23 protein-coding genes, 1 other RNA gene and 1 other annotated feature are annotated in these 22,698 nt (G+C 42.2%); of the genes, 18 read left to right on the top strand and 6 right to left on the bottom strand.

Annotation, left to right across the window (positions count from 1 at the left end; all coding sequences use genetic code 11):
• The first annotated feature begins 3 nt into the window (after positions 1-3).
• A non-coding RNA gene (gene ssrS, locus MHI41_RS12390) (6S RNA) lies at positions 4-184 on the top strand.
• A 92-nt stretch (positions 185-276) separates the two neighbouring features.
• A complete protein-coding gene (locus tag MHI41_RS12385) occupies positions 277-1,041 on the top strand; it encodes a tRNA threonylcarbamoyladenosine dehydratase (RefSeq protein WP_008342718.1) in 765 nt (254 codons plus the stop codon).
• A gap of 235 nt (positions 1,042-1,276) precedes the next feature.
• Here MHI41_RS12385 and MHI41_RS12380 read toward each other — a convergent pair whose 3' ends face one another.
• Positions 1,277-2,542: a replication-associated recombination protein A gene (locus MHI41_RS12380; RefSeq protein ID WP_008342715.1), complete on the bottom strand. Its 1,266-nt coding sequence runs from the start codon at positions 2,540-2,542 to the stop codon at positions 1,277-1,279.
• Between the two features lie 207 nt (positions 2,543-2,749).
• Here MHI41_RS12380 and MHI41_RS12375 point away from each other — a divergent pair, with 207 nt between their 5' ends.
• The 8 genes from MHI41_RS12375 to MHI41_RS12340 all read left to right on the top strand — a co-directional run bounded on the left by MHI41_RS12375 (position 2,750) and on the right by MHI41_RS12340 (position 9,764).
• On the top strand, positions 2,750-3,169 hold the full coding sequence (locus tag MHI41_RS12375; RefSeq protein WP_008342713.1) for an Rrf2 family transcriptional regulator: 420 nt from the start codon (positions 2,750-2,752) through the stop codon (positions 3,167-3,169).
• An 18-nt stretch (positions 3,170-3,187) separates the two neighbouring features.
• A complete protein-coding gene (locus MHI41_RS12370; protein ID WP_342494223.1) occupies positions 3,188-4,330 on the top strand; it encodes a cysteine desulfurase family protein in 1,143 nt (380 codons plus the stop codon).
• Positions 4,331-4,424: 94 nt separating this feature from the next.
• Positions 4,425-5,543, top strand: coding sequence for a tRNA 2-thiouridine(34) synthase MnmA (mnmA, locus tag MHI41_RS12365; protein WP_008342709.1), 1,119 nt, complete (start codon positions 4,425-4,427; stop codon positions 5,541-5,543).
• 61 nt (positions 5,544-5,604) lie between these two features.
• Positions 5,605-6,258, top strand: coding sequence for a tetratricopeptide repeat protein (locus MHI41_RS12360; RefSeq protein WP_058214178.1), 654 nt, complete (start codon positions 5,605-5,607; stop codon positions 6,256-6,258).
• A gap of 19 nt (positions 6,259-6,277) precedes the next feature.
• The gene (locus MHI41_RS12355) at positions 6,278-8,662 is read left to right on the top strand and encodes an ATP-dependent RecD-like DNA helicase (protein WP_317327691.1); all 2,385 of its coding nucleotides are present in this window, start codon (positions 6,278-6,280) and stop codon (positions 8,660-8,662) included.
• 286 nt (positions 8,663-8,948) lie between these two features.
• Positions 8,949-9,407 carry a PRC-barrel domain-containing protein gene (locus MHI41_RS12350; RefSeq protein WP_342494222.1) on the top strand — a complete coding sequence of 153 codons (459 nt, stop codon included), beginning with the start codon at positions 8,949-8,951 and terminating at the stop codon, positions 9,405-9,407.
• Positions 9,408-9,420: 13 nt separating this feature from the next.
• Positions 9,421-9,612 (top strand): hypothetical protein, encoded by a 192-nt coding sequence (locus MHI41_RS12345; RefSeq protein WP_003216308.1) that lies wholly within the window; start codon positions 9,421-9,423, stop codon positions 9,610-9,612.
• Positions 9,613-9,632: 20 nt separating this feature from the next.
• The gene (locus MHI41_RS12340) at positions 9,633-9,764 is read left to right on the top strand and encodes a YrzQ family protein (protein WP_008362324.1); all 132 of its coding nucleotides are present in this window, start codon (positions 9,633-9,635) and stop codon (positions 9,762-9,764) included.
• A 38-nt stretch (positions 9,765-9,802) separates the two neighbouring features.
• Here MHI41_RS12340 and MHI41_RS12335 read toward each other — a convergent pair whose 3' ends face one another.
• The 4 genes from MHI41_RS12335 to MHI41_RS12320 form a co-directional block, all read right to left on the bottom strand.
• Positions 9,803-10,453, bottom strand: coding sequence for an amino acid ABC transporter permease (locus MHI41_RS12335; RefSeq protein ID WP_048001804.1), 651 nt, complete (start codon positions 10,451-10,453; stop codon positions 9,803-9,805).
• A 15-nt stretch (positions 10,454-10,468) separates the two neighbouring features.
• Complete coding sequence (locus MHI41_RS12330) at positions 10,469-11,122, bottom strand: amino acid ABC transporter permease (RefSeq protein ID WP_007501460.1); 654 nt, start codon at positions 11,120-11,122, stop codon at positions 10,469-10,471.
• Positions 11,123-11,202: 80 nt separating this feature from the next.
• A complete protein-coding gene (locus tag MHI41_RS12325) occupies positions 11,203-12,012 on the bottom strand; it encodes a transporter substrate-binding domain-containing protein (RefSeq protein ID WP_008342689.1) in 810 nt (269 codons plus the stop codon).
• Between the two features lie 14 nt (positions 12,013-12,026).
• Positions 12,027-12,755: an amino acid ABC transporter ATP-binding protein gene (locus MHI41_RS12320; RefSeq protein ID WP_007501456.1), complete on the bottom strand. Its 729-nt coding sequence runs from the start codon at positions 12,753-12,755 to the stop codon at positions 12,027-12,029.
• 224 nt (positions 12,756-12,979) lie between these two features.
• Between MHI41_RS12320 and MHI41_RS12315 the strand changes: the two genes are divergently transcribed.
• The 5 genes from MHI41_RS12315 (at position 12,980) to MHI41_RS12295 (ending at position 18,087) form a co-directional block, all read left to right on the top strand.
• Positions 12,980-14,044, top strand: coding sequence for an AI-2E family transporter (locus MHI41_RS12315; protein ID WP_017358104.1), 1,065 nt, complete (start codon positions 12,980-12,982; stop codon positions 14,042-14,044).
• Positions 14,045-14,087: 43 nt separating this feature from the next.
• Positions 14,088-14,295 (top strand) — a binding site (T-box leader).
• Between the two features lie 79 nt (positions 14,296-14,374).
• Positions 14,375-17,011: an alanine--tRNA ligase gene (alaS, locus tag MHI41_RS12310; protein WP_017358103.1), complete on the top strand. Its 2,637-nt coding sequence runs from the start codon at positions 14,375-14,377 to the stop codon at positions 17,009-17,011.
• 89 nt (positions 17,012-17,100) lie between these two features.
• Positions 17,101-17,367 (top strand): IreB family regulatory phosphoprotein, encoded by a 267-nt coding sequence (locus tag MHI41_RS12305; protein ID WP_024718370.1) that lies wholly within the window; start codon positions 17,101-17,103, stop codon positions 17,365-17,367.
• A gap of 3 nt (positions 17,368-17,370) precedes the next feature.
• On the top strand, positions 17,371-17,787 hold the full coding sequence (gene ruvX / locus MHI41_RS12300) for a Holliday junction resolvase RuvX (RefSeq protein ID WP_003216519.1): 417 nt from the start codon (positions 17,371-17,373) through the stop codon (positions 17,785-17,787).
• A gap of 15 nt (positions 17,788-17,802) precedes the next feature.
• Positions 17,803-18,087 carry a DUF1292 domain-containing protein gene (locus MHI41_RS12295; RefSeq protein ID WP_017358102.1) on the top strand — a complete coding sequence of 95 codons (285 nt, stop codon included), beginning with the start codon at positions 17,803-17,805 and terminating at the stop codon, positions 18,085-18,087.
• Positions 18,088-18,400: 313 nt separating this feature from the next.
• Here MHI41_RS12295 and MHI41_RS12290 read toward each other — a convergent pair whose 3' ends face one another.
• A complete protein-coding gene (locus MHI41_RS12290; protein ID WP_342494221.1) occupies positions 18,401-19,270 on the bottom strand; it encodes a hypothetical protein in 870 nt (289 codons plus the stop codon).
• Between the two features lie 288 nt (positions 19,271-19,558).
• Between MHI41_RS12290 and MHI41_RS12285 the strand changes: the two genes are divergently transcribed.
• The 3 genes from MHI41_RS12285 to MHI41_RS12275 are packed head-to-tail and all read left to right on the top strand — an operon-like array spanning position 19,559 to position 22,661.
• On the top strand, positions 19,559-20,128 hold the full coding sequence (locus MHI41_RS12285) for a biotin transporter BioY (protein WP_272511741.1): 570 nt from the start codon (positions 19,559-19,561) through the stop codon (positions 20,126-20,128).
• Positions 20,128-21,585, top strand: coding sequence for an acyl-CoA synthetase (locus tag MHI41_RS12280; RefSeq protein WP_342494220.1), 1,458 nt, complete (start codon positions 20,128-20,130; stop codon positions 21,583-21,585). Before MHI41_RS12285 ends, MHI41_RS12280 begins: the two co-directional genes overlap by 1 nt.
• Positions 21,573-22,661, top strand: coding sequence for an acetyl-CoA C-acyltransferase (locus MHI41_RS12275; protein WP_342494219.1), 1,089 nt, complete (start codon positions 21,573-21,575; stop codon positions 22,659-22,661). The genes MHI41_RS12280 and MHI41_RS12275 overlap by 13 nt, the downstream gene beginning before the upstream one ends.
• The last annotated feature ends 37 nt before the right edge of the window (positions 22,662-22,698 follow it).

Raw genomic sequence — 22,698 nt, 5'->3', positions numbered from 1 at the left:
AATAAAGTCCTGATACGTACGGTGGTTACCTAGTTTTGACCGAACATTTTTTTCTACGGGAGCTTGCCTTTCCTTTCTGCATAAATGCCTCTTCTGAGGACTTATAAAGTGAGGAAGAAAGCACCCACCTGCATGGTGCGGGGTTCAAAACGAAGGAAAAGCTGGCGGCGTGATCGGGACTTTTTTGTGTTTTTTTCTATTTGAGAAGGATGACGGAGAACGCTGAATATGATATGATTCTTTCGATTCATTTTAAATAAAGGTGGAGTGAGGCACTTGTTACATCAGTTTTCAAGAAACGAGCTTGCCATTGGCAAGGAAGGCTTAAATATATTAAAAAACAGTACAGTTGCAGTGCTTGGAGTAGGCGGCGTAGGTTCTTTTGCAGTAGAAGCCCTTGCTCGTTCAGGTGTTGGCCGTATTGTTCTTGTTGATAAAGATGATATTGATATTACAAATGTAAATAGGCAGCTGCCAGCTTTGCTATCAACGGTTGGTCAGCCTAAAGTTGACTTAATGCAGGCAAGAATTGCTGACATTAACCCAGAATGTGAAGTTGTTGCGCTCAAAATGTTCTATACAGAAGAAACATATGAACAATTCTTTGAGTATCCACTTGATTATGTCATTGATGCATCAGATACAATTCATTATAAAATTCATTTAATGAAAGAGTGCCTGAAACGCGATGTGAACATTATTTCGAGTATGGGTGCTGCAAACAAAACAGATCCGACACGTTTTAAAATTGATGACATCTCGAAAACACATACAGACCCAATTGCGAAAGTCGTTAGAACACGCCTGCGGAAGGAAGGCATTCGTAAGGGAATTGAAGTTATTTTCTCTGATGAAAGTCCGATTGTCATTCGTGAAGATGTGAGAAAAGAAGTGGGAAATGATGAAGCGAAAATTCGTAAGGCACAAATGCCGCCATCATCCAATGCTTTTGTTCCATCTGTGGCTGGACTGATCATGGGTGGTCATGTCATTATGAAACTGTTAAAAGACATTCCGATTACACGTGTGAAAGATAAATAAACAGCCCGCCTGCTTAGAGCAGGGGGCTTCAGCGTGTAGACAAACCCTCGCATTCGGTGTCAGTCCTGCGCTTCGGTGCTCACGAATGTCAAATTCGCTCCGCGCCAGTGCTCGTCCTTCCTAGACTGCAAAGGTTTTCTATCACGCTGAAAAGAAGACAAAGGGCTAAAATAAAGTTCATTTTAGCCCTTTGTCAACAATCTACAGCCCGCCTGCTTAGAGCAGGGGGCTTTTTTTATTTTTGCCGTCTTAAATTTTCGTACACTTGCTTTAGTGCACCTTCAAATTTTCCAGTTTGCTTTGGTTCATAATATTGCTTGTTTTTCAGCGGGTCAGGTAAATATTGCTGCTTCACCCAGCCATTTTCATAATCGTGCGGATATAAGTAATCGGCGCCTCTTCCAAGTGCAGCTGCCCCTTTATAGTGGGCATCTTTTAAATGAACGGGAACTTCACCAATTTTCCCCGTGCGGATATCATGCAGTGCCGCATCAATCGCTTGGTAAGCGGAGTTTGACTTTGGAGAAAGACACAGTTCAATCACGGCATTAGCGAGTGGAATTCGTGCTTCTGGGAAACCAACTCTCTCAGCTGTTTGAACAGCGCTTAACACACGTGGCCCTGCCTGCGGACTGGCTAAGCCAATATCTTCATAAGCCATCACAAGTAATCGTCTCGAAATGCTTTCAAGGTCTCCCGCTTCAATGAGTCTTGCAAGGTAATGTAGCGCAGCATCTGCGTCAGATCCTCTGATGGATTTTTGAAAAGCCGAGAGGACATCATAATGGGCATCACCGTTTTTATCATGCGAGAAGCTCTTTTTTTGTAAACATTCTTCTGCTGCAGCTAGAGTGATCGTGATCTGTCCAGATTCATCCGCTTTTGTCGATAAGACGGCTAGTTCAAGCGCATTTAAAGCGGAACGCACATCTCCTCCGCATCCATTTGCAAAATGATTCATTGCCTCCTCATCAACTTTGACCGAATAACCGCCAAGCCCGCGATGTTCATCCTGTAAAGCTCGAGATAATGCAGCTTTGATTTGCTCTGTTTCCAGCGGCTTCAGCTCAAATATTTGTGTCCGGCTACGGATGGCTGGGTTGATCGCATGATACGGATTAGCTGTTGTCGCGCCAATTAAAATGATCATGCCATTTTCTAAATACGGAAGAAGGAAATCCTGCTTCCCTTTATCGAGTCTGTGGACTTCGTCTAAAATCAAGATGACCTGACCACTCATTTTCGCTTCAGCGGCGACAGCTTCCATATCTTTTTTGTTATGAATCACCGCATTCAATGTACGGAAGGCAATGCTTGTACTGCCAGCGATTGCAGTTGCAATGGATGTTTTGCCGATTCCCGGCGGCCCGTATAAAATCATCGAGGACAAATGTTTCGCCTCGACCATTCGTCTAATAATTTGACCTTCTCCAACGAGATGCTCCTGCCCAATAATGTCTCCAATATGACTTGGTCGCATCCGATACGCTAAAGGTTTCATGATTATCTCTCCTAAAGCAATGTCTTGTTTGTATAGAGTACCGAAATTTCTTCAAATAGAAAAGGGATGCGTCCTCGTTTTGAGCTCAGAACCCGCAAATGAAAGTTGGCTAAAAGTATGATATAATTGCTTTTGGTCTATATAAGCGTATATGAAATCAGAAAAAAAATTGATGACATAGAAATAGAAAACGCAGAGGTGTTTAACTTGAAAATTTCTACTAAAGGCAGATATGGTCTGACGATCATGATCGAATTAGCCAAAAAACATGGCGAAGGCCCTACATCATTAAAATCAATCGCTCAAAACAATGATTTGTCTGAGCATTATTTAGAGCAGCTTGTATCACCACTTCGCAATGCACGTCTTGTGAAAAGTATCCGCGGAGCGTATGGCGGCTATGTGCTTGCCCATGAGCCAAACGAGATTACAGCCGGTGATATTATTCGTGTATTAGAAGGACCTATTAGTCCTGTTGAAGTGATCGAAAACGAAGAGCCAGCAAAGCGTGCACTTTGGATTCGTATTCGTGATGCAGTAAAAGACGTACTAGACAATACAACTCTTGAAGACTTGGCAAGCTATAAAGATGACGAGGATCAAGAGGCGTATATGTTCTATATTTAGATCAGAGGTGTACCGGAAATGGAACGTATCTATTTAGATCATGCAGCCACAACGCCGATGGATCAGCGAATTGTGGACAAGATGATGCCCTACTTTACAGAGATATTTGGCAATCCCTCTAGTATTCATTCATATGGACGCGAGGCAAGAAAGTGGCTCGATGAAGCAAGGGGAGTCATTGCAGGAGAATTACACTGTAAGCAGCAGGAGATCATCCTCACAAGCGGGGGAACAGAGGCAGACAACTTGGCCATTACAGGTGTGGCAATGGCAAGGCAGCATGAAGGAAAACATATCATCACAACAAAAACTGAGCATCATGCAGTGCTGCATACATGCGAACGCTTAGAGAAGCTTGGTTTTGATGTGACGTATTTAGATGTGGATCACACTGGATTGATTCATCTTGATCAATTAAAACAAGCACTAAGAGACGATACAATTCTTGTGACCATCATGTACGGCAACAATGAAACAGGTGTGATCCAGCCAATCAAAGAAATTGGTCAACTTTTGCATGATCACGCTGCTCATTTTCATACAGACGCTGTACAGGCATTTGGAACAGTGTCAATTGATGTACAAGATCTTCATATTGATCTCTTATCTGCATCTGGCCATAAACTAAATGGTCCGATGGGAACAGGCTTTTTATACGTCAACGAACGTGTGAAGCTCTCTCCGCAGTTATTCGGAGGAGAACAAGAAAGAAAACGCCGTGCTGGCACTGAAAATGTGGCGGGGATCATTGGACTTGCAGAAGCAGTTCAATTAACAAAGCAAAATAGAAGAGAAAAAGCAGTGCACTATGGTAAGCTCAAAGAAGCGATGCTGCAAGTATTCGAAGAGGAATCACTCAATTTCTCTATCAATGGACATCCGAAAGAGACATTGCCGCACATTTTAAATGTTCACTTCCCGGGCGTTTCCATTGAATCGTTACTTGTGAACTTAGATATGGAAGGGATTGCTGTTTCAAGCGGGTCAGCATGTACGGCTGGATCTGTCCTTCCTTCGCACGTATTAAGCGCCATGTATGGTGAAGAAGCAAAAGAGCTGACATCCTCAGTCAGAATAAGCTTCGGTCTTGGAAATGAAGAGGAACATGTGAAGCAGGCGGCGCGTAAGATAGCGGCTGTCGTGAAACGCCTAGCCAAATAAATGCTCCCTTTTGTTCGTGTGTGAAAAATGAAACAGCTAGGCACCTGAAGAACGAAACGCGCACGTTGTTTCATTGAAATTGGAGTTGATGAAGATGACAAAAAGACCTGAAGACACAAGAGTTGTGGTCGGTATGTCCGGAGGCGTCGATTCATCAGTTGCTGCGCTCATGTTAAAGGAGCAAGGCTATGATGTAATCGGCATATTTATGAAAAACTGGGATGACACAGATGAAAATGGTGTATGTACAGCAACGGAGGACTATGAGGATGTCATTCGTGTTTGTAACCAGATTGGAATCCCATATTATGCAGTGAATTTCGAGAAACAGTATTGGGACAAAGTGTTTCAATATTTTCTTGATGAATATAAAGCAGGCAGAACGCCGAACCCAGATGTCATGTGTAACAAAGAAATTAAGTTCAAAGCATTTCTTGAGCATGCATTGTCGCTTGGAGCGGATTATTTGGCAACGGGCCACTATGCCCGTGTCGACAGAACCGGCGATGAAGTCAAAATGCTAAGAGGTCTTGATACAAACAAAGACCAAACTTATTTCTTGAATCAGCTGACTCAAGAACAGCTTGATAAAGTGTTGTTCCCAATCGGAGATTTAGAGAAAAAAAGAGTGCGTGAATTAGCGAAAGAAGCAGAGCTCGCAACAGCAACGAAAAAAGATTCTACGGGCATCTGCTTTATTGGGGAAAGAAACTTTAAAACATTCCTCAGCCAATATTTGCCTGCACAGCCCGGTGTGATGCAGACAATGGACGGAGAAGTAAAAGGTGAACATGATGGACTCATGTATTACACGATCGGTCAACGCCAAGGACTTGGCATTGGCGGAAGCGGTGATCCGTGGTTCGTTGTTGGGAAGGACTTAGAGAAAAATATCTTATTTGTTGAACAGGGCTTCCACAATCCGCTTTTATACTCTGAAAGTATTTCAGCTGTTAACATCAGCTGGACTCGTCCTCATATTGTCGGCGAAAACGGTGAACTCACATGCACAGCGAAATTCCGATACCGTCAAGAAGATCATCATGTAAAAGTCAAAATGACAGGTGAGCAGGAAGCAATGGTGATCTTTGATGAACCCGTTCGTGCTGTCACTCCAGGACAAGCTGTTGTTTTTTATGATGGCGAAGAATGTCTTGGCGGCGGGACCATTGACGATGTCTTTAAAGATGGCCAAAAGCTGTCGTATGTGTAACATGTGTTAAAAACCTCAACGTCGCTGTTGAGGTTTTTTAATGAAAGGATGAAGAGAGCGAATGAATCATAACGAAATCGGTATTGAAGCTTTAAATCAAGGGAACATCGAACAGGCAGCTGAAGCTTTTACGAAAGCCATTGAAGAAAGCCCAAAGGACCCGGTTCCATATATTAACTTTGCGAATTTACTTTCAAGCGTTCATGAATTTGAACGTGCTTTGAACTTCTTTCAAAAAGCCATTGAACTTGATCATACAGCAGCTGCAGCCTATTACGGGGCAGGAAATGTCTACACGATGAAAGAAGACTTCATGAAAGCGAAAGACTATTTTGAGCAAGCGCTACAAGCTGGAATGGAAAACAGTGATTTGTTTTATATGTTAGGGCAGACACTGATGAAATTAGAGCAGCCGAAGCTTGCGATGCCTTATCTTCAGCGTGCAGTTGAGCTAAACGAAGAAGATAACGAAGCAAGATTTCAATTTGGCATGTGCTTAGCGAATGAACATCTACTGGAGGAAGCGGTCACAGTCTTTACTGAAGTGATTGCGCGAGATCCGCAGCATGCAGACGCCTTTTATAATGCAGGCGTTGCGTATGCGTATTTAGAGAAAAAGGACGAAGCGCTTGAAATGCTAGGAAAAGCCATTGACGTGCAGCCTGATCATATGCTTGCATTGCATGCGCAAAAGCTGATTCAAGAGGCAGAATAACCGGAAGGAGGGAAGACCTGTGCAGGAACATCCAGATCAAATGAAGCTTGAAGACGAACCGTTTTTAAAAGGGACGGTTCAAGCCGTTATTTTCCATAACGAAAGTAATTTATACTCGGTGTTAAAAGTAAAAGTCATTGAAACATCAGAGAATTTAGAGGAAAAAACAGCATCTGTCACAGGGTACTTCCCAGCGCTTCATGAGGAGGAAACCTACACCTTCTATGGCAAGGTCACAAGTCATCCGAAGTTTGGCGAGCAGTTTCAAGCCACTCATTTTCAAAAGGAAGTCCCTACAACAAAGCAAGGCATCATTCATTATCTCTCTAGTGACTTGTTTGAAGGGATTGGAAAAAAGACGGCGGAAGAAATCGTCGGTAAGTTAGGTAATCAGACGCTTCATCAAATTATGCGTGATCCGTCTGTGTTGTATGACGTCCCGCGCCTGTCAAAAAAGAAGGCAGATAAGCTGGCTGCCGCACTTCAGGAGCATCAGGGGCTTGAGCAAATCATGATCAGCCTGAATCAATATGGCTTTGGTCCTCAGCTTAGCATGAAGATTTACCAAGTGTACGAGAGTGAAACGTTGCAGAAAATTGAAGAAAATCCTTATCAGCTCGTCAAAGACGTAGAGGGGATTGGATTTATTAAAGCAGATGAACTCGGCGCTAGAACAGGGATATCTGGAAATGATCCAGACCGCATTCGTGCAGCCCTTTTGTATACCGTTGAGACAGCAAGCCTGCAAGACGGTCATACGTACATACAAACGAAAGATCTGATCATCGAAACCCGTAAATTGCTGAATCAAACAGGCAATGACTACAAAGTGACTGAAATGGACGTTGCCAATCAGATCATTGCACTTGGTGAAGGGAAAGACATGATCATTGAAGATGATCGCTGTTACCATCCTTCGCTCTTTTATGCGGAACAAAGTGTGGCAAAACGCATTCAAAAAATTGTCTCTCAAACAGAATATGCAGATCAATTTCCTGAATCAGAATTTCTGCTCGCACTTGGTGAATTGGAGGAGCGGCTGGGTGTCCAGTATGCACCGACCCAAAAAGAAGCCATTCAAAAGGCACTCATGTCCCCGATGCTGCTCTTAACAGGCGGGCCGGGTACAGGGAAAACGACGGTCATTAAAGGGATTGTCGAGCTTTACAGCGATCTTCACGGCGTATCTCTTGACCCGGGTGATTATAAAAAAGATGAAGCATTTCCGTTCGTACTTGCCGCACCAACTGGACGTGCTGCGAAACGAATGACAGAATCCACTGGACTTCCTGCTGTGACCATTCACCGGCTGCTAGGCTGGAATGGATCAGAAGGCTTCTCACATGATGAAGACCAGCCGATTGAAGGAAAGCTTGTCATCATTGATGAATCGAGTATGCTGGATATTTGGCTGGCGAACCATTTGTTTAAGGCGATCCCAGATCATATTCAAGTCATTATGGTTGGAGACGAACATCAACTTCCATCTGTCGGACCTGGTCAAGTGTTAAGAGACCTGCTTGCGTCACAAGCTATACCGGCAGTTACACTAACTGATATTTACCGGCAGGCAGACGGTTCAACAATTGTTGAGCTTGCGCATGATATGAAAAATGGTGTTTTGCCAAAGGATATTACTGCACGCTCGAAGGATCGATCCTTTATTCAATGCTCTAGTGACCAAATGAAAGAAGTCATCGAGAAAGTGGTCAGCAATGCTGCTCAAAAGGGTTATTCAGCAAAGGACATTCAAGTGCTTGCCCCGATGTATAAAGGAAAAGCAGGCATTAATGAACTGAATAAAATGCTCCAGCAAATTTTGAATCCTAAAAAGCCAAAAGGAAGAGAAATTCCATTTGGTGATGTCGTCTACCGGACAGGTGATAAGGTACTTCAGCTTGTCAATCAGCCCGAGAATAACATTTTTAATGGAGATATTGGAGAAATTGTCTCGATCTTTTATGCGAAAGAAAACACGGAAAAAGAAGATATGGCGGTCATCTCCTTTGATGGAAACGAAATCACGTTTACGAAAAAAGATTTTCATCAATTTACACACGCTTATTGTTGCTCGATTCATAAATCCCAGGGCAGTGAATTCCCAATCGTGGTGCTGCCAGTCGTGAGAAGTTATTATCGAATGCTTCGAAGAAATTTGCTTTATACTGCCATTACACGAAGTAAAAAGTTTTTAATTTTGTGCGGTGAGGAATCAGCATTAGAGTGGGGCGTAAAAAATAATGAAGACTCCCTCAGACAAACGTCTTTAACCATGCGTCTTACTGAAACGGAAGAAGTCATGGATGCTGAGCTAGCAGCCCTCCAAAAAGAACTTCCTTTCAGCGTACACGATGCCAATATTGGCATGGAGGGAATCACTCCGTTTGATTTTATGCAAGAGTAAATGGCTTCCATGGAAGCCATCATATTGTTAAACAAAGGGCTAAAATGAACTTGATTTTAGCCCTTTGTTTTTTTTCAGCGTGAAAGAAAACCTTTGCAGCCCTAAGAAGGACGAGTACTGGCGCGGAGCGAATTTGACATTCGTGAGCACCAGCACGCAGGACTGACAAAGAATGCGAGGGTTTGTCTACACGCTGATGGCTTCCTTCATGGAAGCCATTTCTTCGTATGAGTCATAGAGGAAACGCACACGATAAGACTGTTCCGAAAAGGTGGTTGATCACATTTTGAGAACATGTCGAGAGCTTGAAGGACAGACGATTTATACAGACGAGCTGTCTCATTCACTTGGGGCGATCAAAGATATTTGCTTTTTAGCCGGCGGCAGCTGCGGAGGATATGTATTAGATGGGAAAAAGAAAGACTGTGCTTTCATTCCATTCTCAGCTGGCGACAAACTGACAGACGAAGGTCTATATGTGAGCTGCCAGAAGGGAGTCGAAATAGATGCCTCCGCCCCATCCTTCTTCTTTTCGAAATTAAAAAAGAAAATGATCCATACGCCAGATGGTGAAACATTAGGTGTTTTGGAAGATGTATACTTTTGCATGAATTCGGGCACAATCGTAGCATATGAACTCTCGGACGGCTTCTTTACAGAGCTATCAGGGATTCGAAAGCAGCTACATGCTGCCGGAACCTTGATGGACGTTCAAAAGGAAGCACTTGTTCTAAACCGAACGTAAAGAGGTGCTGAATATGCTCATTTGCCCAAATTGCAAATGTAAAGACATCGGAAAAATTGGGGTCAATCAATATTATTGCTGGGGCTGTTTTATTGAATTGACGCTGTCAAAAGGCAAAATATCTACTCACCAAGTGGAGGAAGACGGTACACTAAGCAGTTTAGACGACCTGTTTAGTGATGATGAACGTTCAATTCAACTATAAGTGTTAAGGGGGAATTTCGAATGGGCAAAATGACTTCTTCACTATTAACGCTTGGTGCAGGTGCACTCGCATATCACTTTGCAAGTCGATATGATATGCCATCTAAGCGGGATATGAAAAAGATGAGAAAACGAGTTATGCGAATGTTTTAAACAAAAAGGGACATCCACCATGAGCGGATGTCCTTTTTTTATGCCTGCCTGTACTCTAATCTCCGTGCAAGTAAGGACAAGCTGAAGTTAACAACAAAATACATCATGGCAGCCAAGAGGAAAATAGGAAGTAAATAAGATTGGCTTTGACCATTTAAAATCTGTGCGTGATGCAATAATTCTGGAAGGGCAATCACAACGGCAAGCGATGTATCTTTTAAAAGAGAAATAAATTGGCTGACAATCGGCGGTACCATTCGGCGTAACGCCTGTGGCATGATAATCATTTTTAACGTTTGCATATACGTTAAGCCAGAGGACCTGGCAGCTTCGATTTGTCCTTTATCAATTGATTTTAACCCACTGCGAATGATTTCTGACAGCATGGCGGATTCAAACACGGTTAAAGCCGCAATGGCAGAGGCGGTGATGCTCAGCTTAATACCGATTTCAGGCAGGGCGAAATACGTAAAAAAGATGATCAGCAAAAGCGGCAGGTTCCGGACGGTTTCAACAATGACCGCAAGCACCTTTGATAAAATAGGGATTTGTGCGAACCTCAATGTGCCAACGACTAATCCGATGATAAAGCTTAAAATGATGGAGATAAAAGCCACTTTTAAGGTGACAGCAAATCCTTCAAGTAAAAAGGCGAGATGATCGGGCTGGTAGGCACCTATAAAATCCATTGTGTTTCCTCCTTTCTAGTGGCTTCGGGCTAATCTTTTTTCTAAATAACCAACGCCTAGACTAAGCGGAATGGTCAATAGAAGATAGAACATGGCAACAAAGATGTATACATCAAATGTCACAAACGTTCTCGAAGCGATAAGGTCTCCTTGGTACATCAGATCAAACCCTGCAATGACACCTAAAATAGACGAGTTTTTCACAAGATTGATAAATTGATTCCCAAGTGGGGGAATGACAATTTTGATTGCCTGCGGCAGAATAATATATCGCATCGTTCCGCCATATGACAGACCAGAAGCTCTAGCTGCTTCCATTTGTCCAAGCGGTACAGCTTGTATACCTGCACGAATGGCTTCAGCGATAAAAGCAGACGTATAAATGGAGAGGGCAATGGTTCCTGCTGTAAAGCCATCTGCCACAATGCCAAGTACCGGTAAACCAAAGAAGAACACAAAGGTGATCAATAATAACGGAATATTCCGAATAAATTCCACATAAGCCGTCCCTAACCAGTTGAGCGGCCTTAGTGGCGCAATTCTCATGATGGCAATGAGTGTACCGATGAAAAAGCTTCCAATCAACGCAATGACACTTGCACCAATCGTATATTTAAACCCTTCTAAATAAAGATGGAAGTTCTCAGTTAAAATGGAAAACCGCAGCAATCAGTTCACTTCCTTCCTAATCAACAGAGGAGCCGGCAAGCGGCTCTTCTGAGGGTGTTGAGGTTGATTGAGTCAATTGATTATTCTTTGATCCATTTTTTATGAATCTTGTCATACTCTCCATTGTCTTTTAATGCCTTTAACGCTTTATTAATGGCTTCTGTCAATTCTTCATCGCCTTTTTTCACAGCAATGCCATATGGCTCATCGGTAAATGTTCCACCAACGACTTCATAATTTGAATCTTCGTCTGCCATGCCAAATAAAATTGCATTATCAGTTGTCAGAACTTGCCCTTGATTTGATTTTAAGGCTGTAAAGGCTTCTTGGTAATTTTCAAATTCTAAAACGGATGCTTCTGGTGCCTTTTCGCGAATGTTTTGAGAAGAAGTGGACCCTTTCACTGCAAGCACCTTCGTACCTTTTTTAAGATCATCAATCGATTGAATGTCGCTGCCTTTTTTCACAAGCAGTGATTGTCCTGCTTCAAAGTAAACATCTGAGAAATTGACCTCTTTTTTACGCTCTTCTGTGATCGTCATTGTGGCAACAATGGCATGAATATCTCCTTTTTGGAGTAAAGGAATTCTTGTTTTAGATGTCACTTCTTTAAATTCTGCTTTTCCTTCATCACCGAGCATTTCTTTAGTGATCGCTTTTGCGATATCAATATCAAACCCTTCAATATCCCCGCTACTAGGGTTTTTTAGACCGAATAAACGAGTATCGTTTTTCACACCGAAAACGATTTTTTTGTCTTTCTTAATGGCTTCTAATGAGCTGCCTTGTTTTGCATCGGTTGAGCCTTTCTCGGCAGAGCCGCAGGCAGCGAGAGCGATCATACAGCAAGTCATCAACAGTAATAGGCCAAAGCGTTTCATTTTTTTCATCAAATTCATTCCCCCTAGTGATTTAAAATACGGCTTAAAAAGAGCTGAGCGCGTTTCTCGCGCGGTTTTTCATAAAAGGCAGCTGGTGTAGATTCTTCAAGAATTCTTCCTTCATCAATAAACACAATACGGTCTGCGACTTCACGGGCAAACCCCATCTCGTGTGTGACAACGACCATTGTCATTCCTTCCCTTGCCAGCTGTTTCATCACATCTAGCACCTCACCGATCATCTCTGGATCAAGAGCTGATGTTGGTTCATCGAAAAGCATGACCTCAGGTTTCATTGCAAGTCCCCTTGCGATTGCCACACGCTGCTGCTGTCCTCCTGAGAGTCTAGAAGGGTAGGTGTCTGCTTTTTCAGGAATGCCAACTTTATTTAAATAAAATTCAGCTGTTTCCTTTGCTTCTTCTTTGCTCACTTTTTTAACCTTCATCGGCGCAAGCATAATGTTTTCAAGCACCGTCTTATGCGGATAAAGATGGAAGTGCTGAAACACCATCCCGATATTTTGCCTGATGAGATTGATGTTTGTTTTCGGATGCTGAACAGACACTTGATTGACAAGGACTTTTCCTTCATCAATGCTTTCAAGACGATTAATACATCTGAGCATCGTGCTTTTTCCAGACCCTGAAGGACCGATGATCACAACAACCTCACCTTTTTGAATATGTAGGTTAATGTCCTTAAGTACATGGAACTGGCCGTAATGCTTGTTGACTTCTTCGAATGTGATCATGAAGAACCTCCTCTTCTAATGATTGAGCTAAAGCGGATTCTAGCATAAATGAGGTAAAAATAAGAAAATAATGGAATGTTTTCTAACGAGATTTTACAGCAAACAGTGACTTTGGATGGAGCCGTATGTTTCATGTGTATTCATTTTTAACAAAGTTAGGACAAATTTTATTTACATGGATAATTGCAGAAGTTGGTTAAACAATAAGAAGAGAGGTGAAAAAGGTGAAGAAACGTCCGATCGAGTTTCTAATATATGCTGCAGGTGTACTGCTTGTCCTTGCGTCTTTACTCATTTTGGTTCAGCTCGACGAGTTATGGATGCCTATTTTTTTATTGCTTAAAGCGGTTTTGATCCCGCTTCTTATCGCTATTTTTATTTCTTATCTTCTTTATCCAATTGTTGAAAGACTACATAAGCGAGGTTTGCCAAGGACGGTCAGTCTCTTATTGATATATGTGCTGTTTTTTGGCGGCATTGGTTTGGCTGTGTATAAAGGGGCACCGGTTTTAATCGCTCAGTTAAATGAATTGTCGGAGCAAATTCCCATGCTTGCCGAAACGTATAATGGTGCTTTATCACATGTTCATCGTCATACAAGCCACTGGCCTGATGGACTACATGAACGGCTGGATCGTTTTATTGTCCAATCTGAGACGTATGCCGCAAATGGGGCAGAGCGGATGATTCTTAGCTGTAAAGTACTGCTTGATTACGCCTTAGTTGCTGCACTTATTCCGTTTCTTGTTTTTTATATGGTGAAAGATATGAACACGATGAAGCGGGCAGCATGGTATTTAACCCCGCCAAGCTTCCGAAAAAGGGGACATGCCTTTGTGAAAGCAGTGGATGACTCACTTGGGGATTATATTAGAGGGCAATTGCTTGTCTGTTCTTTAATTGGAGGTGCTGCCGCCATTGTTCTTTGGCTGTTTCATATTCCATATCCGCTTGTACTAGGTATGTTAATCGGCGCAACGAATGTCATTCCGTATTTTGGCCCGATTATTGGAGCGATTCCAGCTGTCTTTATCGCTTTTACCATCTCAGTGAAGTCAGTGATCATTGTGCTAATTACAGTAGCCGTGCTTCAATTTTTAGAAAGCAATGTACTGAGTCCGATCATTGTCGGGAGAAGCCTGCATATGCATCCTGTCGTAATCATGCTGGTGTTACTCGCTGGAGGTGAGCTGTTTGGCTTGATTGGAATGATTTTAGCCGTGCCGTCCGCAGCCATTATGAGGGTCATTATTGTGCAATATATTCACATGAGACGAAGCGTTCATTGACAAGACGAGCCGAGTTGTCTATAATAATTTCGATTCATACATATTGAATTCAATGACGGACCCTAGTACGTTAAAAAGCTGTTGCAGAGAGAGGCTTTATTTGCTGAGAAAAGCCTTATCAGACCTTTAACGGAAGCTAGTCCCGAGTGCAGATAAACACTGCCGCTCTCTTCCGGCGTTATCGGATTTGAAGGTGATAGACGCATATGTCTATAATCAGGGTGGTACCGCGAGAGCATCTCGTCCCTGTGTAAGTAGTTTTTTGCTTGCATAGGGCGGGATGTTTTTTCGTTTGTGTGAAGATTGAGGAATAATAAAGGAGGATTTATGATGAAAACTTTAACTTCAGCTCAAGTACGTCAAATGTTTTTAGATTTTTTTAAAGAAAAAGGACATGCTGTCGAACCGAGTGCGTCCCTCGTACCGCATGACGATCCAACACTTTTATGGATTAACAGCGGGGTGGCAACATTAAAGAAATACTTCGATGGCCGCGTCGTGCCTGAGAATCCACGTATATGCAACGCACAAAAATCAATTCGTACAAATGACATTGAAAATGTAGGGAAAACAGCACGCCATCATACGTTTTTTGAAATGCTGGGCAACTTCTCTATTGGAGACTATTTCAAAGAAGAGGCAATCGAATGGGCTTGGGAATTCCTCACAAGTGACGAGTGGATTGGCTTTGATCCGAATCTGTTATCTGTAACGGTACATCCAGAGGATGAAGAAGCGTATGTTCTTTGGAGAGATAAAATGGGTGTCCCTGAGGAACGAATTATTCGTCTAGAGGGCAACTTCTGGGATATTGGCGAGGGGCCAAGTGGTCCGAATACAGAAATTTTCTATGATCGCGGCGAAGCATATGGCAACGACATGAACGACCCTGAATTATATCCAGGCGGAGAAAATGAACGTTATCTAGAAGTATGGAATCTTGTTTTTTCAGAATTTAACCATAATCCAGATGGTACATACACACCGCTTCCGAAGAAAAACATTGATACAGGAATGGGTCTTGAGCGTATGGTCTCTGTGATTCAAAACGTACCGACGAACTTTGATACAGACCTGTTCATGCCGATTATTCGTGCAGTAGAAACGATTTCTGGAGAAAGCTATGGGGAGTCAAAAGAAAAAGACACAGCATTTAAAGTCATTGCTGACCATATTCGTACTGTTGCCTTTGCCGTCAGTGACGGAGCACTTCCTTCTAATGAAGGCCGAGGTTATGTGTTAAGACGTTTGCTGCGCCGTGCTGTGCGTTATGCAAAAACGATCCATATCCACCGTCCATTTATGTATGACCTAGTTCCAGTTGTTGCGGAGATCATGAAGGATTTCTATCCAGATGTTCAAGCAAAAGAAGAATTTATTGCAAAAGTGATCAAAAATGAAGAAGAGCGTTTCCATGAGACACTGAATGAAGGGTTAGCCATTTTATCAGAAGTGATCAAAAAAGAACGAGACAATGGCAGCTCACAAATTTCCGGTAAAGATGTGTTTAAGCTTTATGACACATATGGATTCCCGGTCGAACTCACGGAAGAATATGCAGAAGATGAGAACATGACAGTCGATCGTGAAGGCTTCCAGCTAGAAATGGAGAAGCAGCGTGAACGTGCAAGAAATGCCAGACAAGATGTGGGTAGTATGCAGGTTCAAGGCGGGGCTTTAGGCGATATTAAAGCAGAAAGTACGTTTGTTGGCTACGAAAATTTAACTGCAGATGCTCGCATTATCGAATTGCTTCAAAACGGTGAAATTGTCACAGAAGCTCACGAAGGGGAAACGGTGCAAATTTTATTAGATGAAACACCTTTCTATGCGGAAAGCGGCGGACAAGTGGCGGATAAAGGAACGTTAAAAAGTGCCGAAGCGATCATTGATATCAAAGATGTGAAAAAGGCGCCAAACGGCCAGCATGTCCACGAAGGAGTCGTCGTAAGTGGTACGGTTCAAAAAGGCATTGAAGTCACTGCAGAAGTCGAATCAGCGCTTCGAAAAGGCATTGTGAAAAATCACACAGCGACACATCTTTTGCACCAAGCGCTAAAAGATGTATTGGGCAGCCACGTTAACCAAGCGGGTTCACTTGTGAATGAAAACAGACTTCGCTTTGACTTTTCTCACTTTGGACAAGTAACGAAAGAAGAATTGTCACAAATTGAAAAAATCGTCAACGAAAAGATTTGGGAAGGCATTTCGGTTGCCATTGACCTGAAACCAATTGCTGAAGCAAAAGAAATGGGCGCAATGGCGCTGTTTGGCGAGAAGTATGGCGATATTGTCCGTGTTGTGCAAGTGGGTGATTACAGCATCGAGTTATGCGGAGGCTGTCACGTTCAAAACACTGCAGAGATCGGATTGTTTAAAATTGCATCTGAATCGGGTATTGGTGCTGGAACACGCCGTATTGAGGCTGTAACAGGTAAAGGTGCTTATGAAGAATTAAATGATCAGCTTGCGATTTTAGAAAAGGCAGCTAATGAACTGAAATCAAATACAAAAGATGTACCAAAACGCATCGCTTCCTTGCAGGCTGATTTAAAAGAAGTTCAAAGAGAAAACGAATCACTTCTTGCGAAATTAAGTCAAGCAGAAGCTGGCTCTATTTTAGAAAAAGTCATCGAAGTTGGCGGAGTGAACGTGTTAACTGAAAAAGTAAACGCCAAAGACATGAACCATTTAAGAACGATGGTTGATGACTTAAAAGCGAAATTAGGTTCAGCTGTCATCGTACTTGGTGCCGTTCAAAATGGAAAAGTCAACATTTCAGCCGGTGTGACGAAAGACGTCATTGAAAAAGGTCTTCATGCAGGAAAACTTGTGAAGCAGGCAGCTGAAATTTGCGGCGGAGGCGGAGGCGGACGCCCAGATATGGCACAAGCAGGCGGGAAACAGCCAGAAAAGCTTGAAGAAGCACTGGCAACTGTCGAAGAATCTGTCAAATCCGTTTTATAATCAGTCAATGTAGTGTAGAATAATGGTATTAGATGAGCGGTTAGAAAAAAGCTTGCTAGTAGAATGTTGGAAGAGAGGTGCAAGAAGCAGTGAGTTCATTTGATAAGACAATGAAGTTTAACTTCTCTGATGATTCAGCTGAAACCAATGTGAATGAAGTGCTCATAACAGTTTATGACGCACTCCAAGAAAAAGGATACAACCCGATCAATCAAATTGTCGGATACTTGCTGTCAGGCGACCCTGCTTATATTCCAAGACATCAGGATGCACGCAACCTAATTCGTAAACTAGAACGAGACGAATTAATTGAGGAATTGGTTAAATCGTACTTAGAGACACATAAAGAGGCGTAAAACATGAGAATTTTAGGCTTAGATTTAGGCACGAAAACCCTTGGTGTGGCAATCAGTGATGAAATGGGATGGACAGCTCAAGGGATTGAAACCATTAAAATTGATGAAGCAGGCGGAGACTTTGGTCTCAGCCGCCTGTCTGAGATCGTCTCGCAATATGGAACGGATAAAATTGTCCTTGGTTTTCCAAAAAATATGAACGGTACGGTCGGTCCAAGAGGCGAGGCCAGCCAATCATTTGCGAAAGTGTTAGAAAACACGTACAATGTTCCTGTTGTGCTTTGGGACGAGCGTCTGTCAACGATGGCAGCAGAAAAAATGCTCATCTCTGCAGATGTGAGCAGACAAAAGCGTAAAAAAGTCATTGATAAAATGGCGGCTGTTATGATCCTTCAAGGGTACTTAGACAGCTTAAATTAAAATGAGGTGAATCAAATGGAACACGGAGAAAAGCAAATTACAATCGTTGATGATAATGGAAATGAGCAGCTTTGCGAAGTACTATTTACTTTTGAAAGCGACCATTTTAACAAATCATATGTTCTTTACTACCCAATTTCTGAACAAGATAACGAAGAAATTGAAATTCATGCATCAAGCTTCACACCAAATGAAGACGGTGAAGATGGCGAATTAGAGCCAATTGAAACGGATGAAGAGTGGGACATGATTGAAGAAACGTTAAATACGTTCTTAGATCAAGAAGACGAAGAAGAATAGAACGAATAAAAGGCCTGTGAAGCAGATAAGAGTTATCTGCATGATCACAGGCCTTTTATTATTTATGGAAGCTTTGAAGTGATGGTTAATTTTTGATTATTTCGTTGTGCATTTTGAAAGTTAAGTAAATAAAGACCATGATCAAATGTTAAATGAAAATAATTTTCTTTCTTTAGGGAACCAATTTTTTTGATGGAATCGTTCTTTTCTTTAAGTATCGTGTAACCACTCTTTTTAGGTTCATCTGTTTCGACGAAAAATCGATTATGATCATCAATCACGATCGATCCGATACCCGAATCAGTGTTCTTAATTAGTTTGATTTTTTTGTGTTTATGTCATAAAAGATTAATTGGCTTTTATTGATTGTTCCTTCGGAGTCAGTAAAAGCCTTCTCGTAAACAAATTGATGGTCGTTAATGAGTTGACCATTATTGATTAAACTTTGATTCAATGGAATTTTTTTAAGCGACTCAGTAGTCAGATTGTAAGTGTATGCTTGCTGCTTTCCATTGTCTTTATTAAAAAAGAGGAGCTTATCATTGTGAACAGAGAGATGGGCGTTATTCATTGAGTCTAGTTTAAAGAGCTTTTTCGTCTGCTTTTTTTTGAGATCTTTCATATAAATATGAGTAGCATCCTTTTCTTCATCATGAGATATCCACACTGCACGATGACCTGTTAATTCAAGAGTGTCACTTAATGTCTCCGAAGTGTTATTCTTTTTGATCGACTCTATCTCTTGTGTGCTCAAATTCATGACGTAATAATTCATCTGTCCGCCTAATTCATCACTGTCAATCCAAACGACCCAGTCTTTATTAGCTTTTAAACCTTGAATGGAAGAACGCTCGAAAGTGGTTGTAAATAGTATGTTGCTTTTCTGTGTCTTTCTATTAAATTCAACTACTTTATTTGCCATCTTTGAAGGACTATGGTCATCTACACTTAAAAATAAACGATCTCCAATGGCTGAAACAGAGTTTGTCACAAGATAGTTGAGCATAGTTGTATGACCAAATTCTTTGTCCTCAATTTTAAACTCTATTTTATGATCTTCTGAAACGGTCTTTTTTTGACTACATCCGCCTAGATATAAAAGAGTTACTGAACCAATTAGTATCATTAAAATATAAAAGATTTTACGCAAAATGTGTTTCCTCCAGTATGTACTTTCACTCATTTGTATCTCCTAGTAAGATAAGATATAGGTATTAATGAAATATATCCTTATCAAGAAAATAATAGCATTTAGTTAATCAGGAAATAAATAGATCTACAGTTAAATTAAGTTTAATTTAAAGACATGATGTTAACGCCGACATTCAACTTCAAGCCTAGAGGAATTAAAGTTTTATATTAAGTCAATTCTTTTTTACATCCATTATGTCAACTTAAATTTATTTTAAGTTGACATAATGGACTGTTCCTTTTACTCTATTTTTAACAATGAATCGAGTGAGGGGTATGAATGTTGAAAATTCACGATATGATGCAAATGGCATTAATGACAGCAGTTATTGGGATGTTAGGGTTGATTCCGCCTATTTTTCTTGCGTTTACACCTGTACCAATCACAATGCAAACCGCAGGTCTTTTGCTTGCTGGTGGGCTGTTAAAACCAAAGCAAGCGCTGATTAGTTTACTTCTGTTTCTCCTAATAGTGGCAGCAGGCGCACCTCTTTTATCTGGAGGGAGAGGCGGTATAGGGGTCTTTTTTGGGCCAAGCGGCGGTTTTTTAATTGCTTATCCAGTGGCTGCCTTTATGATCAGCCTGTGGCTGAACCGGCTGAAGAAAGTGACGGCCTTACGACTATTTTTGATCTATGCGGTATGCAGTATCGGGATATTATATATAGGCGGAATTCCTTTTCAAGCCATGATGATGCATATAAAGATCACGCAAGCAGCTCTGTTCAGCGTCATTTATTTACCGGGTGATCTGATCAAAGCAGGAATATGTGCCGTCTTCACGGTGAAAATCATTCAAGCGATGTCATATCGAAAAAGGGACTTACATAGAGGGAGGCGAGCAGTTTGATGAGAATAACGGAAAGCTATGCAGCTCATGCAAAAGTGAAGCCAGATCAGATGGCGATTATAGATGAAAAAGAGAAGATCACTTATGAAGAATGGCATGAGCGTGTGCAGTCATCTGCACAATGGTTAAAAGAAACGCCTCATCAGCAAAAAAGAGTCGCTTTTTTATTATCAAATGGTGTTCCGTTTCTCCAACTCTTTGCTGGCGCAGCTTCTGCAGGGTGGACAGCGGTGCCTCTTGATCCGCGGTGGAGTGACAAGGAATGCGCGGAAAAGCTCTTATTAAGCGACGCGGACCTTGTCATTGTGGAAGATCGATATATCAAAAGGATTGAAAAGTACAAGCTGGACATGCCAGTGTTCTCTTTATCTGAATGGAAAGAAAGAATCAGTCTCAGCGTAAACGTTCAATCAAACAAAAGTAATACGGAGGAAGATCCTGCTTTTTATATGGGATTTACTTCAGGATCAACGGGATCGCCCAAAGCCTTTATAAGACGCCAGCAGTCATGGATCGAGAGCTTTCAAATGACAACCTCCGTCTTTCGGATCACACATAAAGATCATGTACTGATTTTGGGCACACTTTTATCTTCTCATTTTTTATACGGTGCGATCAGCACACTTTATTTCGGGGGCACCGTGACATTGTTAGAAAAATTTGTGCCAGATAAAGCAAAGAACATCTTAGAAAGAGGAGACATCACGGCTATTTATACGGTTCCGACCATGACAGAATCGTTACTGCAAATGGATGCTTTCGGAAAAAATCCGCTTCTTGTCCTATCGTCTGGTGCAGATTGGGGAAACTCTTCAAAAAAACAGCTCGTCAACCGCTATCTTCACATCACATTTTTTGATTTTTATGGAACATCAGAATTGAGCTTTGTCTCCTATTTATCTTCAGATGATTTTTTGCAAAAGCCTACTTCTGTCGGAAAGCCTTTTCCTTCTATTCAGGTTGAAATCAGGATGGCAGATCAAACCGTTTGCAAGCCAAATGAAATCGGGAGAATTTATGTGAAAAGCCCAATGTCTTTTTCAGGCTATTTACAAGATGAAAAGCCGCCTGAGGAGTGGCTGACCGTTTATGATATGGGGTGGCTTGACGAAGATGGTTACTTGTATATGAGCGGCCGCGAGAATGGCATGATTGTCTATGGGGGACTGAATATTTTTCCAGAGGAAATTGAGCGTGTGCTGAATGAACAGCCAGAGGTGAATCGGTCAATCGTGATTGGACTTACTGATCCATATTGGGGCGAAATCCCTGTTGCCATTATTGAGAATGTACAGCAAACAAAAACCATTCGGCAAGCTGTAAAAGAAACATTAGCGGCATACAAAGTACCAAAAAAATGGCTCGTCACGGACAAAATGATCGAAACATCAGGAGGGAAAATCGCTCGTGCCAGTATGAAAAAGTGGGCGGAGGAACAATTATCATGCAAGCCGTGATCGTACAAGCGAAGCGGACGCCTTTCGGTGAGAAAAATGGAATGTTGAAGGATTACCGGCCAGAGCATCTAGCCGCGCCCTTGATCCAGCATTTTTCAAACGTGACCAAGCCAGATGACATCATTTTAGGCAATGTCGTCGGGGGTGGTGGCAACATTGCCCGTCTGTCTTCGTTAGAAGCAGGGCTTTCATTACATATTCCGGGTATGACCATTGATAGGCAGTGTGCTTCTGGTCTTGAAGCCATTAGAACAGCGTGCATCATGATTCAGTCGGGGGAGGGATCAATGTATATCGCTGGTGGAACGGAAAGCATTTCTCGGTCACCAATGAAAGAAAGGGCCCGCTTTTCTCCAGAGTGGATAGGGGACCCTCATATGGGGGAAGCGGCAGAGCTGACGGCGTCGAGATTTTCAGTTGCGAGACAAGAGCAAGATGACTATGCACTTTTAAGCTGGGAACGAAGTATAACCGCATTCAAGCAAGGAACGTATTCAGAAGAAATTGTTCCGATTAGCGGGATGAGCACAGATGAAGCGGCAGCTAAAATAAGACCGATTGCAAGCTTGATAAAGCGGGCAAAACCTGTCTTTTTACCAGGCAAAGGTACTGTGACTGTGACCAATAGCTGTAAAGAGGCAGATGGTGCAGCTGCCGTCGTTGTGATGGAAAGAGCGGAAGCGGAGGCAAAAGGCTTCAGCCCTATGCTGCGGTATATCGGGAGTGCCGTGACCGCTATGGACCCGCATTATCCTGCTGCTTCACCAATTGATGCAATCAAGAAACTTTTACATAAAGAACAGGTGAAGATAGAAGATGTTGCACTTTTTGAAATCAATGAAGCGTTTGCGCTCAAAGTAGTGCTCATTGCCCGGACACTAGGTATTCCTTATGACCGTATCAATAAAAGAGGCGGTGCGCTTTGTCTTGGGCATCCATATAGCGCCTCGGGAGCTGCTATGATGGTGAGACTGTTTTACGAAGCCCGCGCCTTACCGAATGGAAGCTATGTCATGGCTGCAATTGGCAGTGGGGGCGGTGTCGGCTTAGCCGTACTATGGCAAGTTCTGTCATGACATGCATGAGCAAGTAATTGCCGAACTCCGTCGAATC

This window comes from Bacillus sp. FSL M7-0307 (genome assembly GCF_038627835.1).
Classification (GTDB): Bacteria; Bacillota; Bacilli; order Bacillales; family Bacillaceae; genus Bacillus; species Bacillus altitudinis.
This window is presented reverse-complemented; position numbering and strand designations above follow the sequence as displayed.